This window comes from Terasakiella brassicae (genome assembly GCF_014641495.1).
Classification (GTDB): Bacteria; Pseudomonadota; Alphaproteobacteria; order Rhodospirillales; family Terasakiellaceae; genus Terasakiella; species Terasakiella brassicae.
The window spans coordinates 113,941-128,026 of record NZ_BMHV01000007.1; the positions used below are offsets into that span (position 1 = coordinate 113,941).

13 protein-coding genes are annotated in these 14,086 nt (G+C 47.6%); 6 read left to right on the forward strand and 7 right to left on the reverse strand.

The window, feature by feature from the left end; genetic code table 11:
• Window positions 1-8: 8 nt before the first annotated feature.
• The gene (locus tag IEW74_RS06535; RefSeq protein WP_188662960.1) at window positions 9-1,745 is read right to left on the reverse strand and encodes a PHA/PHB synthase family protein; all 1,737 of its coding nucleotides are present in this window, start codon (window positions 1,743-1,745) and stop codon (window positions 9-11) included.
• Window positions 1,746-1,845: 100 nt separating this feature from the next.
• Here IEW74_RS06535 and IEW74_RS06540 point away from each other — a divergent pair, with 100 nt between their 5' ends.
• Window positions 1,846-3,006 carry a M20 aminoacylase family protein gene (locus IEW74_RS06540; RefSeq protein ID WP_188662962.1) on the forward strand — a complete coding sequence of 387 codons (1,161 nt, stop codon included), beginning with the start codon at window positions 1,846-1,848 and terminating at the stop codon, window positions 3,004-3,006.
• Window positions 3,007-3,009: 3 nt separating this feature from the next.
• Here the strand turns inward: IEW74_RS06540 and IEW74_RS06545 are convergent, their stop codons facing one another.
• The 6 genes from IEW74_RS06545 to IEW74_RS06570 form a co-directional block, all read right to left on the reverse strand.
• A complete protein-coding gene (locus tag IEW74_RS06545; protein WP_188662964.1) occupies window positions 3,010-3,411 on the reverse strand; it encodes a DUF1465 family protein in 402 nt (133 codons plus the stop codon).
• Between the two features lie 49 nt (window positions 3,412-3,460).
• On the reverse strand, window positions 3,461-3,826 hold the full coding sequence (locus tag IEW74_RS06550) for a hypothetical protein (protein WP_188662966.1): 366 nt from the start codon (window positions 3,824-3,826) through the stop codon (window positions 3,461-3,463).
• Between the two features lie 176 nt (window positions 3,827-4,002).
• Window positions 4,003-4,623: a hypothetical protein gene (locus tag IEW74_RS06555; protein WP_188662968.1), complete on the reverse strand. Its 621-nt coding sequence runs from the start codon at window positions 4,621-4,623 to the stop codon at window positions 4,003-4,005.
• 124 nt (window positions 4,624-4,747) lie between these two features.
• Window positions 4,748-7,900 carry an efflux RND transporter permease subunit gene (locus IEW74_RS06560; protein WP_188662970.1) on the reverse strand — a complete coding sequence of 1,051 codons (3,153 nt, stop codon included), beginning with the start codon at window positions 7,898-7,900 and terminating at the stop codon, window positions 4,748-4,750.
• Between the two features lie 3 nt (window positions 7,901-7,903).
• Window positions 7,904-9,046, reverse strand: a complete 1,143-nt coding sequence (locus IEW74_RS06565; RefSeq protein ID WP_188662972.1) for an efflux RND transporter periplasmic adaptor subunit — start codon at window positions 9,044-9,046, stop codon at window positions 7,904-7,906.
• 130 nt (window positions 9,047-9,176) lie between these two features.
• Window positions 9,177-10,370, reverse strand: a complete 1,194-nt coding sequence (locus IEW74_RS06570) for an adenylate/guanylate cyclase domain-containing protein (RefSeq protein WP_188662974.1) — start codon at window positions 10,368-10,370, stop codon at window positions 9,177-9,179.
• A 129-nt stretch (window positions 10,371-10,499) separates the two neighbouring features.
• On the opposite strand from IEW74_RS06570, the gene IEW74_RS06575 reads away from it, so the two are divergent.
• The 5 genes from IEW74_RS06575 to IEW74_RS06595 all read left to right on the forward strand — a co-directional run bounded on the left by IEW74_RS06575 (window position 10,500) and on the right by IEW74_RS06595 (window position 14,045).
• On the forward strand, window positions 10,500-10,976 hold the full coding sequence (locus tag IEW74_RS06575) for a GNAT family N-acetyltransferase (RefSeq protein WP_188662976.1): 477 nt from the start codon (window positions 10,500-10,502) through the stop codon (window positions 10,974-10,976).
• 12 nt (window positions 10,977-10,988) lie between these two features.
• Window positions 10,989-11,426 carry an Rrf2 family transcriptional regulator gene (locus IEW74_RS06580; RefSeq protein WP_188662979.1) on the forward strand — a complete coding sequence of 146 codons (438 nt, stop codon included), beginning with the start codon at window positions 10,989-10,991 and terminating at the stop codon, window positions 11,424-11,426.
• A 42-nt stretch (window positions 11,427-11,468) separates the two neighbouring features.
• The gene (locus IEW74_RS06585) at window positions 11,469-11,984 is read left to right on the forward strand and encodes a KdsC family phosphatase (protein WP_188662981.1); all 516 of its coding nucleotides are present in this window, start codon (window positions 11,469-11,471) and stop codon (window positions 11,982-11,984) included.
• A gap of 164 nt (window positions 11,985-12,148) precedes the next feature.
• On the forward strand, window positions 12,149-12,598 hold the full coding sequence (locus IEW74_RS06590) for a hypothetical protein (RefSeq protein ID WP_188662983.1): 450 nt from the start codon (window positions 12,149-12,151) through the stop codon (window positions 12,596-12,598).
• 223 nt (window positions 12,599-12,821) lie between these two features.
• Window positions 12,822-14,045: a hypothetical protein gene (locus tag IEW74_RS06595; RefSeq protein WP_188662985.1), complete on the forward strand. Its 1,224-nt coding sequence runs from the start codon at window positions 12,822-12,824 to the stop codon at window positions 14,043-14,045.
• Window positions 14,046-14,086 lie beyond the last annotated feature (41 nt).

Consider the following 14,086-nt stretch of genomic DNA (forward strand, 5'->3'; position numbering starts at 1 on the left):
AAATTTGTTTAATCTTCAAAAACATAGGTGCCGGGGGCATCACAAATCGGATCGTAATCCCCGCCTTTTGTCCCGACCTGAGGCGGGGTGACTTTGCCGGATGAATGTTCTGTCAACCATGCCTCCCACGGCTCCCACCAGGACCCGTCGATAACCGGGTGCCTTTCTGCCCATTCTGCAGGCGGGACGAATTTATCGTTATCCAGTTTGGTGCCGATTTGATAATGGCGACGCGGGTGACCCGGTTCATTTACGATCCCGGCGTTATGCCCCCCGTTGGTAAGGACGAAGGTGACATCGGTATCGACCAATTGATGGATTTTATAAACAGACTTCCACGGGGCCACATGGTCTTTCCCGGTGGCAACCGCAAACATGGGGGTCCGGATATCGGATACAGAAATCGGTTTACCGCCGACTTCAAAACGTCTGGCCGCCAAGTCGTTATCAAGGAAGAGACGGCGCAGATATTGCGTGTGCATCTTGTAAGGCATGCGGGTTGCGTCTGCGTTCCAGCTCATCAAATCGTTGACGCGCGGTTGTTCGCCAAGCAGATATTCCGATACCATTTTTGACCAGACGAGATCAAATGAACGCAACAACTGGAAAGCACCGGACATTTGTTTGGTGTCCAGATAACCCTGATCCCACATCATATCTTCCATATAGGAAATCTGACTTTCGTCGATGAACAACATCAACTCACCGGCTTCGCTGAAATCGGTTTGTGTGGTGAACAGCGTAATCGTTTTGAAACGGTCATCTTCGTTACGCGCCATTGCAGCTGCGGCGATGGTTAGAAGTGTACCGCCCAGACAATAGCCGACACCGTGCACTTTTTGATCCGGCACAATGGTGGTAACCGCTTTTAAGGATTCCATCACGCCTTGTATGACGTAATCTTCCATATCGAGATCACGATCCTGTGCTGTCGGGTTGTGCCAGGATATCATAAAGACGGTATGGCCTTTATCGACCAGATATTTCACCAGTGAATTATATTGGGACAGATCAAGGATGTAATATTTCATAATCCAGGCCGGTACGATCAGAACAGGTTCCGCATCCACTTTTTTGGTGGTTGGTTCGTACTGGATCAGTTCGACCAGACGGTTGCGATAAACAACTTTGCCTTTGGTCACAGCCAGATTTTTACCAACGCTATATTCACTGTCGGCGGCGTTGTGTTGGTCCACAATGTTGCGCATGACTTCATTCCAGAAGTTTTCAGCGCCCTTCACAAGGTTTTGCCCGCTTTGTTCGACGGTGGTTTTTAAAACATGAGGGTTGGTTGCAAAAAAGTTTGTCGGGGAAATAATGTCCAGCCATTGCCGGGCGCCAAAATGCACCATGCTTTCATGGTGTTTGGACACGCCGGGAATGCCCATCGTCGCGTAATGCCACCACTGTTCTTTCAACAGGAAACCTTGGGCAATGACATTAAAGGGGAATTTTTTCCATTCTTCAGAACGAAAACGACGATCTTCCGGCAAGGGTTGAATAAAATCAGGCAGATCAGGATCCATTGTGGCGCGGGCCGCCCAGATATTAAAATCAACCGTTTTGCGTGCGAAATTTTCCGACATCTCGCTGACTTTACCTGGCGAATGGGCCATATGGACCAACCAGTCGAAATAGGCCACCATGATGGAGGCAGGCGACAGGCCGTTGGTCATGCGTCCCTCAACGGCATGAATGGCGCGATCGATACTGTTCTTAACGTTTGGAACGGACATGCGTGTCATGGTAAATACTCTTTAAGCTGAAAGGCCGACATATTGTGTTTTGCATTGCAACATAATATAGGCTGAAACACATACAACTTCAATCCATTAGGACTGTTTAATGAAAATTTCACAAGATCATCCATTGGTTTCTAAAATGGTTCAATGGCGCCATCATTTGCACGCGCATCCCGAAACCGCTTTTGAAGAGGTGAAAACCGCCGATTATGTGAAAACACAATTGGAAAGTTTGGGGTTGAAGGTTCATAGCGGACTGGCAAAAACCGGGCTTGTGGCCAGTCTGACAAACGGGGATGGTCCTGCGATTGCTTTGCGTGCGGATATGGATGCGCTGGACATGACGGAATGTTCCAATGTGCCGCATAGCTCTCGCTATGATGGAAAGATGCATGGCTGTGGTCACGATGGACATATGGCAATGTTGTTGGGGGCGGCGGCCTATTTGTCTGAGAAACGTAATTTTAAAGGCACGGTCCATTTTGTTTTTCAACCCGCTGAGGAAAACGAAGGCGGCGGGCGCGTGATGGTTGAAGAGGGCCTGTTTGACCTGTTTCCGGCAGATGCCGTTTTTGGCATGCATAACTGGCCGGAAATGGCAGCCGGCACAATGGCGGTGAAAGCCGGACCACTGATGGCGGCATGCGATACAATGGATATTCGGGTGATCGGTAAAGGATGTCATGGGGCAATGCCGCATTTGGGGCTGGACCCGGTTGTGGTCGCCAGTGAAATTGTCCTTGCGTTACAAAGCCTGACATCGCGCGTGTTAAACCCGCAGGATGCAGGCGTTGTGTCCGTGACACAAATTCATGCGGGGCATACATGGAATGTGATCCCCAATGATGTGCAATTACGTGGAACCATCCGTTCCTTTACGCCCGAAGTTCGTCAAACTTTGGAAGACGGTATTCGCCGGATTGTAAAAGGGATTTGTGAGGCGCACGGGGCAACCTTTGAATTGATCTATGCCAAAGGTTATCCGGCAACGCTTAATGATGGGCAGCAAAGTGAAATTTGTGCCCGTGTTGCGGCCCAAACGGTTGGTGAAGAGAATGTTGATTTAAATCCGGTGCCCAGTATGGGGGCGGAAGATTTTTCTTATATGTTGGAAGCAAAACCGGGATGTTATGTCTGGCTGGGCACAGGCGGGGAACCGGGGGGCTGTTTACTGCATAATCCGGGATTTGATTTTAATGACCGCATGCTGCATGTGGGCGCAAGCTATTGGATCAATTTGGTTGAAGAGATCTTGAAAGCGTAAAACTTAATTACGCAGCATCTTTTCCAAACGCGAGGCCCGGATAAAAAGGGAGAGGCTACGATCCATCAGGCTTAGTAGCCGTTTTGGGCAGTCTTCCAGAACCTCTTCGCAGGTGCTGGTACAGATACTTTCTTCTGCAAGCGGGATGTTACGTTCAAGATATTCATGCCGGGTAATTTCGTCATTGAGAATGGCTTTTTCATGCATTAACCATGAAATCATATGTGAAAGCCGGGACGTTATGCGCAAAGATTCCCGTGTCAATTCCAGACGTTGACACGGGTTTAAGTGATCGACCTGCTTGGGGAAGCGGTAGGCGTGGTAATATTTTGCCTCTTCCAGCAAACTCATGGTTTCGTCAAATGTCTGATCCAGCCAAAATGTGGAACTGCCAACTTTTCCCATTGGTTTCCTTCGCGTGTCTATGAGACAGGTCCGCGAAGGTTCGCAATCGTTAATGAACGGAGCAACCTTCCGGCACTGTTTCGTCAAAAATCTTCGCTGTAAATTCATATGTGTCTTCATGGATGCGAATTCCAGAAATTTCTGGATAATGTGATGCCATCCATAAGACATACTTGGCAATGAGAATGCCGTTTTCTTCCTTCATGGCATCGCGAATAAGCTGGGCGACAATGCCAAGACGGTTCTGGTGATCAAGGTAAAAGGTCGGGCCGAATTGTTCATCGGCAAATTGACGCAGTTGCAGGTCCATACTGGCGACATGGTCGCGTTGAAATTCATCCAGCACTTCTGATTCGAATTGAACGGGATAAGGGGCGCCATCGAGGGCAATCACAAAAGACAGGTCGGAATTCATGGCGGGGGCCTCCCTTTAACTGATATTGCATCTAAGTTCTAAGGTAACGGTTCTTTTGAACTTATCAAATGTGCATAAGAGTTAGAGAAAACAGGCCTTTTTTATCGTTGGTATTAGAGGTTATTTTGAATATTGACCGAGGCAGTGTTAAATTTCTACTGACAGTTATTTGGCGGTTACTGTGTGGGGAGAACGGATTTTACAGCGTCAAAATGCTTTGATGTTAAATACGTGTCTGTTGAAATCGCGCTTAGTTCAACCTGATCATTTTTTAAGAAACGACTATAAAGATCCAGTGTCACGTTTTTGCGGATCCACCACTTGTAATGACATTTATTTTCGGCATAGGCCGTTTTCCCGCTGCATGTACTATCGACGGGGCGGCTGTAAAGTTTGGCGAAATCCTGTGCGATTTCGGATACACTCAGATGCGGATATGTTTTTTGCGCTTGTAGTCGGAATGCCTTGTATTCATTGATATCTTTGACAAACCAGATGGTGTATTGAGCCCCGCGCATAACGTGCTTTCCGGTTAAAACACCCCGCCTGTTGGTACGCAACAGCAAATCCGGATATTTGGCTTTTAAGGCTTCCGGGGTTTGTCCAAGGTCTTCTGCATAGATGGGGGCATATTTGGAATTTTCCGGTATGTCGGCTTCATGCGGCTGTTCTTTTATCAGGATTGTATAGACGAACCCGCCAAGGACCAATGCAATAATAGCCAGAAAGAAAAACATACGTACGATATGTTTCAACTGGTTTCCTGAGCGGTATTTTCTGCGTTGGGAACGGCGCATTTGACTTATCTTTTCGTTTAAATTTCACCTTATAGTTAATAGTCTAAAGGAGTTAATACGAAAGGAGTATGATTGTGCGCACACTCTGTATCATTTTTAAGGATACAGAATGTGCGAGATGTCTTTAATGTGAAATGTTTGCTTGTTCGCGGGCTTGACGATGGTTTTCGCGCCAGTCCTGAAAGTTGGAACGCAACATCAAGGCGCAAGGTGTAACAACCAAGGTCAGAACGGTTGCAAAGCCAAGGCCAAACACGATTGCGGTTGCCAATTGCGACCACCATTGCGTTGAAGGTGCCCCTTGTGTGATGTCTCGATTAATAAAATCAATATTAAGCTGCATCACCATCGGCAACAGCCCCAGCATGGTGGTAACCGTTGTGAGCAGAACCGGGCGCATGCGTTGTGCCCCGGTCAGGACAATGGCGTCAAAAGTGCTGCCCATTTCGTGCTTGAGACGATCAAAGGTATCAATAAGTACGATATTGTTATTCACCACAATACCGGCCAAGGCAATGACACCGATCCCGCCCATAACGATTCCAAACGGCTGACCTGTGACCAAAAGGCCGATAAAGACACCGATGGTGGACATGATAACAGCCGACAGGATTAAAAAGGCACTGTAAAAACTGTTGAACTGGGTCACAAGGATGATCGCCATGATAAACAAGGCGACACCGAAGGCGTTGCCCAAGAATTCCTGTGCTTTACGTTGTTCTTCGTCTTCGCCTTTATAATCGATTTTAATGGCGGGATCGAAATTCTGCTCGGCAATCCATGCTTTGACCTCTTTCAATTTTGCATCGACGTTGACACCGGGAAGAACATCGGCCTTGACGGCCATGACACGGAAACCATCGACACGATTGACGTTTCCTGTGCGTTGTTCTGCGGTGCGGGTGACAAAGTTTGAAATCGGGACGGTGCCCAGTGATGAATTGATCCGAATATCGTTCAGACGGTCAATTGTGCGGTCTTCTTTTGGGAAGCGCGCACGAATTTCGACCTCGTCATCGGTATCGTCAGGGCGATATTCCCCTAATTTCAGACCTGCGGTTGTCATTTGGATGAAGTTGCCGACAAGTCCGATATCCGCGCCGAATTTTGCAGCTTGGGATCGATCGACTTTGAGTTCCCAATCAATACCGGGCAGGGGGCGTGAATCTTCATAGTTCATCATGCCGTCCATATTTTCCAAACCATTGCGAATACGGGCAATGGCATCGGGTAATAAATCGGTTTTGCGCGATGAAAGCTGGATGTTTATCGGTTTACCGGTTGGCGGGCCTTCTTCCTGTTTACGGAAATCAATTTCGATCCCGGCAATGTCTTTGGTCCGTTCGGCAATTTCCGTCAAAATCTCGTTTGCCGGGCGGCGATCCTGCCAGTCTTTAAATTCAAGGGAAACAGACCCGATAATATCTTCGGCTTCTTCACTGTTTTGTTGTTTGCCGATGCGTGTATAAACGGTCTTGAATTCCGTCATGGGCAAAATGCGGGCTTCGACTTTTTCCAGAATGTCTTTTTGTTCCCAAACAGACAGGTTACCGCGTGCCCGTACGTTGACTTTGGCGTTTTCCGGTTCGACTTCGGGGAAAAACTCAACCCCTTTACCAAAGGCACCATACACGACCTGAACCAGTACAAGAACGGCAACGGCCCCCACAAGGACTTTGATCGGATGGCGTAATGAGGTTTGCAGGGTTTTAACGTAAGTTCCCGTAATCCCGTGGAGTTTGGTAAGGTCTACATCATGTTCGGGGGTAATCTCGCTCAGTTCCGGCACAGCTTGGGACGGTTTGCCGAACAAGGCCCCCAGTGTCGGCACGAAAATCAATGCCATCAACAGGGAGGCTGCCAAGGTTGCAATCAAGGTAATGGGCAGGAATTTCATAAATTCCCCGACCACACCCGGCCAAAATAGAAGCGGTAAGAAGGCGGCCAATGTGGTTGCTGTTGATGCGGTAATCGGCCAGGCCATGCGTTGTGCCGCTAACCCGTATGCTTTGCGCCGATGATAACCTTCGATCATTTTGCGGTCCGCATATTCCGTGACCACAACCGCACCATCAACCAGCATGCCGACCGCCAGAATAAGGCTGAACAGAACAACGATGTTCATGGTCATATCCAACCCACTGATGACCAAAATCCCGGCAAGGAACGAACCGGGGATCGCCATGCCGACAAGTCCGGCAGTGCGCAGGCCAAGGGCAGCAACCACAACGACCATCACCAAGACAATGGCGCTGAGGACGTTATTTTGCAGGTCTGCCAACATGGTGCGGATTTGGTTGGATCGGTCTTGTGAATAAGACACATCAATGTTGTCGCGCAAGGCTTGTGGCCATCTGGCCTGTTCTGAGGCGACAATTTCGCGGACTTTTTCAATGGTCTCGATGATGTTTTCACCGGTCCGTTTGGAAATTTCCAAGGCAATGGCGGGCTTGCCATTCACACGGGCGAAACTGGTCGGATCTTTAAATGTGCGACGAATATCGGCAATGTCACCAAGTGTGACCACACTGTCCCCATCAACCAATAAGGGCTGTGATTGAATATCATGAACGGTTTCATAAAGGCCGGGAACCTTAATGGAAAAACGCCCTAACCCGGTGTCCTGAGAACCCGCCGCAACCAATTGGTTTGAGGATGAAACCATATTCATAGCGGCTGATGGGGTCAGGCCGTACATTTCAACTTTTGCCGGGTCGATAATGATTTCGACCATTTCGTCACGATCCCCTGCAATTTCAGCTTCCAAAACACTGGGGATGGATTCAATTTCATCTTGCAGGTCACGGGCCAGTTTTACCAGTGATCGTTCCGGTACTTCACCGGCAATGGTGACGACCAGAACCGGGAAAAGGCTGAAGTTGACTTCATGTACGGTCGGTTCCTCGGTTTCATCGGGTAATTCGGGTTTTGCCAGATCGACCTTGTCGCGCACGTCATCCAATGCCTTATCGGCATCAAAACCGGCTTCAAATTCCAAGGTGACATTGCCGCCGCCTTCATAACCGGTGGAGCGCATTTCCTTTACGCCTTCGATCGTGCGCAATTCCTGTTCCAGTGGGCGCAAGATCAATCGTTCGGCATCTTCCGGGGAAATACCATCGTGCGTGGCGACAACATAAATGATCGGAATATTGATGTCCGGGTCAGATTCTTTGGGAATATTGACATAGGCAATCGACCCGGTAATCAGAACAAGGGCCAGAATCATTAAAACTGTGCGCGAATGGCCCAGTGCGGCTTCGATCGCATTTTTCATGTCTTATTGTTCCTGTGCCTTGGCGATTGCAGGTGCGGACGGTTGTTTGTCCGTATTTGCCTTTTGTTCGTCACCGTCTTCAGTTGTGATAACTTCTTGTCCGACACTGACATATTCCTGACCGCGTGTGATGATACGTGCGGTTTGGGGCAGGCCGGTAATCCAGACGCCTTCGGGGGTGTCTTCCAATAATTTTATGGGATGAAAAACAACCTTGTTGGCATCGTCGACCGTTTTAATGCCGATGACCCCTTCGTCTGACAGGGTTAAAATCGCCGGGCTAACCTGATAGGCATGTTGGCGTCCAATGCTTAATTGCAATTTGGCTGTAATACCGACATTGATCAGTTCTTGCGCATCGTTTGGGGCTTCCATTTCCACGCGGTAGGTGCGTGTGGAATTGTCACTGGTTGCAGCAATAAATCGCACGATGCCTTCCAGTATGCGACCATCATTTAAGACAGCGCGTGCGGCTTGGCCGTCTTTGATTTTTGAAATGGAATATTCCGGGATGGCTGCGCTGACAACAATTGGGGAAAGATCGACAATTTTTGCAATTGGGTCCCCGCTATCCACAAAATCACCGACTTCGATGCTGGTATTTTCAAGGTATCCGTCAAACGGGGCTTTGATTTCAGTATGTTCAATATCAAGGCGAATGTTTTCTAGGTCGGCACGCGCGCTGTTTAGCAGCGACTTGGACTCAGCCAGTTTTGTTTGTGAACGAAAGCTTTTCTGGGATAGCTTTTTAGAGGCATCATATTCCAGTTCCCGAAAACGAACGGCAGCACGCGCGCCTTCAAGCTGATATTTGCGATCATCCATCGTGATCCGGGCAATGATATCGCCTTTTTTGACAAGTGTGCCTTTTTCGATCAGAAGCTCGGAAATACGGCCCTTTGTCTGGGCTTTCAATTCGACTTCGCGGTTTGCTTCGGTCTGTCCATAAAGCGAGAGGATATCCGCGTGATCATGGGCTTCCTGTGTTGAAACCAGAACGTTGACCTTGTTTTTTGTATGTGTATCAACAACACTTTTGGCAACGACTTGTTCTTTTTCGGTGAATAGGCCGGATAATAGCCAGATAGAAACCACAGCGGCAATGCCAATGGCAATCATCACGGATTTGTTCAACAGAAATTTCATTGTCGTGCCCAAGAAATACTCAGCGATAAATTGTAAAATTATAATCGTTTTAAATTAAAGAAAACTTTTGTCTAGTATCGAGTACGCTTATTTCCACAATGTTTCTGTGAACTCTCTCACATAATACCAATTATTTAAGGGTAAATAGGTTTACAGGACATCCGACACCGCGCAAAGGGCGGGGGCCGATGGCGCGCCATTGATCGGGTTGATGGCTGGCAAAGGATTGAGAGGCCAGCACAGTTTCACCGATTTCCTTGGTCATGTTTTCAATGCGCGCGACTTCGTTTGCTGCAGGCCCGGTTACAGAAAAATCAAGCCGTTCGGGAATGCCGATATTGCCAAACATCACTTCCCCTATATGTAAACCCAGCCCAAAGGAAAGCTGTTGGTCGGGTGCACGTTGTGCGTTAACATAATCCAGTCGAGCAAGGGAATCTTTGGCGGCGGCTGTCGCCTTGGCACAGGCTTCTTTTACATCCTCATTATGAATGGGGAAAATTGCCAGCACAGCATCGCCAACAAACCGGAGCACTTCGCCGCCATGATCACTTACAGCCCCAGCAGTGCAGGCAAAATAGCTGTTTAACGTGGCGAGCAGGTCCGGGCCGGATAATTGATCACCCAAAACAGTTGAATTGCGCAGGTCGCTATACCAGATCACGGCATTGATATTATTGCCATCGCCCAGTTTAATCGACCCGCTGAGAACCTGATGGGCGGCATTTTCACCCAAATAGGCACTGAGGGTGTTTAACGTAATGCGTTCGCGCAAGGCAATTTTTAGCGCGAGGGCAATATAATCGCCGACATCGCGCAGAATATCCATTTCTTCGTTGCTAAATCCGTTTGGTGCATCGCTGAGAAAGGACAAGATCATACCATCCAGATCGAAGGCGAATTGTGAAGGTTCGGAAAAACGGATCAGCCGTAAAAAATAATGTGTGCCGCCGGCTTCTTTGAATTCATCAAAGACAGGGAAAACAGGATGGGCGGTTTCATCGTTTATAAAAACGTGAAATTCAGGGATTTGATTGTGAACGGCATAATACCCCGGACTGCGGAGCCATTCTTCACTTTCCCCGTCTTGATGCATATAGCGGGTGATGTCGTCAAATTTCCGGCCTTTCCACCAGCGCAGCGATAAGGCACCGATCGTGGGGTGCAAGGTTCCCCATGACATATTGATGCGCAAGACAGGGAGGCCAGCCTCAAGCAAGCGTTCGCAACTGGCGCGAAAGACTTCCGGGGTAACGGGGCTGAGAAGTGCCCGTTCTATGATGTAGGCCTTGAGACCGTCTATGGCTGTTCTGTCTATTGTCATAAAAGGAAAAATACGCCTTCGCAAAAGTTTTTGCGAGGTTTTTTTAACGCAGTCTTTACAAAGTGGTACCGAAATGCGTATTTTATTCACCATATATAAATTTATAGCTGGCAAAGGCGTAGGCGGAACATGGTTAGACAAGAGTTCCATAAAAAAATGAACGTCGATGGCGTGACCTTTATTATTCGGGATGCGGATGAGAAGGATTTACCCGCCGTGACGGATTTGCATGCCTATAATACGGGCCAGCATAAACCTGATTATTGGGAAGAGACCTATCATCGCTATGGCGATTCCAATGAGGGTTTTTTCTATGTCTGTGAAATCGACGGTGTTTTTGCGGGCTTTATCATCGGTGAAGTGCGCGCGTGGGAATTTGGGTCCGAACCCTGTGGCTGGGTTTATACCATCGGGGTGAACCCGGAAATGCGCCTGAAACAGGTGGGAACGCGATTGTTTGAAACGGTTTGTGAACAGTTTCGCAAGGCGGGTGTCGGACAGGCCCGCACAATGTTGCACCGTAAGGATAACCTGAACCTCAGCTTCTTTAGAAGTCAGGGCATGATGGGTGGTCCTTACATCGAATTGGAAATGCCGCTGGACTGAAGGTAAGCAGAAATGAAACTCCAAAAAGCGACTTATTGCGCGTTATATGCGGTTCTGGAATTGGCGCGTGATCCTGATGTCCAGCTTTCGGCCACGGATATTGCGGATAAATATAATATTTCCGCAAATCACTTGGCCAAAGTTTTACGTGATCTTGGTCGCGCTGGTTTGGTGGAATCTGTACGTGGTGCCGGGGGCGGGTACCGTTTTGCAGGGAACTTGAAACGCACAACCTTGTTTGACGTTATTCACCTGTTCGAAGACGTCAGCGAGAACGAACGCGCCCGTGATTCACAAGCCGATACGGATATCGGCAATGCGCTTAATCTGGTGTTGCGCGAAATTGATGAAATTGCCATTGCGACATTGGGGTCTATTACAATCGGCACCCTGTTAAAAACCATGCGTTGGCGCACGGAACGTGTGGAACGCGATCAGGAAAACGCCTAAACCCTACATTCAGGTATTTTATTTTAAAGACAGGATCAGGCCATGACAGCACGTGACAAGCTTTCGTTTGCGGATTTTAAAGAACAACTCAAATCCGTAAAGCTCCTCAGTCTGGATGTGGACGGTATTTTAACCGATGGCGGGCTTTATTATACGGAAACCGGTGACGAGTTACGCAAGTTCAATGTCAAAGACGGCATGGGCATGAAAAAAGCGCGTGAGGCTGGCGTTGAACTTTGCATCATCAGTGCCAGTACGACAAATGCCATTCAGGAACGCGGGAAGCGCCTTGGGCTAAGCCATGTTTATACCGGGGCAAAAAACAAAATCGAAATTTTGCAAAAGATATGTGACGAGCTGTCTATCAGTTTGGATAATGTGGCGCATATGGGGGATGATTTGAACGATATTCCGATTATGGAAAAAATCGGCACCCCGATTACGGTCGCAGATGCGATTGAGGCCGTTAAAGAAAAGACCCTTTATATTACGCAGAAAAAAGGCGGGCAGGGCGCTGTGCGTGAAATTTGCGATCTTTTAATTGAAGTGAATACCTAACAAACGATTCAGAGTGATGAATTGAAACCGCATTCTGAAGGGAATGCGGTTTTTTATCTTTTTATATTGGCCTGTTTTCCTACGAAAGTATTATTAGATTTTACAAATTTAAATTTTAGGGGTAGTCTTAAATTCAGATAGACAACGAATAATAGGATGCCCCCATGTTTGCATATGTTGAAGATGGCAGACTTATCCGTATTCAGGAGACGCCGTCAGATTTGGATTTGGGTGATAGTCTGGAAAATGCGTCAGTTCAGACGTTGCGTTCGTTCGGCTGGTATCCCGTTTTAATTACAAAGGCGGAAGTTGGCCCTGATCAGACGCGCAGTGATGATATTATCGTGGTGGATGGTGATGTTGTGCGTGTGGTCCAGACGGTGCGCAATCTGACAGATGAAGAAGCTTTTTACAAAAGCAAGAACAGTATTCTGGCGATGATTGAAAGCATCGAAGCTGCACAAACAGATCGCGCCGAACGGGAGCTTTTGTTAGAGCTTGCGGAACATTTAGGCCTGACACAAAGCGTTTCATATTCCAAGTTACGCAGCGTTGAAGACAGCATTTCAGATAAGCGCCGTCTGCTGGCGCAAATGGATTTGCAAAAAGACTGATACCAGAACCGTTCCTCATCAGTCCTTAAAGGATCTGCAATCATATAGGTCACTATTTTCCGGGTTTGGTATGATTTTTTTGTATGTCGTCGATAGACTTCCGGAAGGTATCAATCTTGCTTCTCTGACGTTTGCAAATAATGCTTTTTAAAATCTTCTTAAGGTTGTATAATAGGTGCCGTATAAAGGGGGATTTGTAGAAGATTACCGTAGGAGGCTTTTTTTGCGGCTGTTCGTTCAAATCCTGACTGTTCTTGTGTTTTTTGTGACGGTGGCGCATGGAAATGAACCAACACCCGTTATGTTGCAAACACATTTACAACCGCCTTATCAGGTGATGGATTCATCAGTGTTGCGTGGACGTACGCCGCAAATGGTACAATGTGTTTTTGATCAGCTAAACCGCCCCTATGTCATTGCCATTGCCCCGCGCAAACGTAATCGCGAACTGGTGAAACAAAATCGCATTGACGGTTTTTTTCTCAGCATACCGGATATAGACCTTGATGAAACGTCTATCCCGACAGAACCTTTGGCGCTGGAACGTTGGAAAGTTTTCCGCTTAAAGGAAACGCAGGGATCAGGGGAATTATCGCTTGATCAGATTGGGGCTGTTTTGGGGGCAAATGAAGAAATCTGGCTCAAACGGCACGGTCCCAACTTACATGCGACGATTCCAAACGTGAAGTCCTTGGCGAAATTATTGGCAACGGGCCGTATTTCTGCGGCGTTGGCGGATGAGGAAGTCTTTTTGAACGCCAGCCGTGCAATCGGACTGAATGAGGATGATCTGGAGTCGACCTTTGTTCGTTATGTGCCTTTGGTCGCCTATTTTTCCAAGATGTTTATCAAGAATAATCCGGATTTTATTTCACAGTTTAACAAGGCTTTGGCAACGTGCGCGCGTGATTTTCGGGATGCAACGCAAATGGAACGCCAACAGCTTTTAAAGAGGGCTCAGTCGATTTTGGCGCAATATGAAAACAACATAGGAACGGTTGAAAAAACGCAACGAGGGTGGCATATCCGCAAGAAAAAGCTTCATCAGGCGGACGCAGATTGGAAAGAAGCGATTGCAAGGGGCAGGCAAACAAGCCTGATGAGCGATATTCTCGCAAATAAAGGATCTGCGTTTTTGCGAACACTTGTTGAGAGCAGTCAGGGGATTAATGAGATTTTTTTGACGGATAAAGAAGGCTACAATATTGCCATGAATGTGCCCACTAGCGATTACTGGCAAGGGGATGAAGATGCCTTTATGGCCTTATCCAGTGGGCAGATATCATATATTTCACAGATTTTATTTGATCATTCTACGCATGCTTTTCAGGTTCAGGTATCCTTACCGATTAGAAATCAAAAATCATCGCAACTGGATGGAATGCTGACCGTTGGTTTTGACGTGGATAAGATTTTTTCAAAAATTGATTTCCTGTCAAATCCATAAGGGGTGACAATGACCTGTGTCTCAGGTTACAGTCGGTGAAC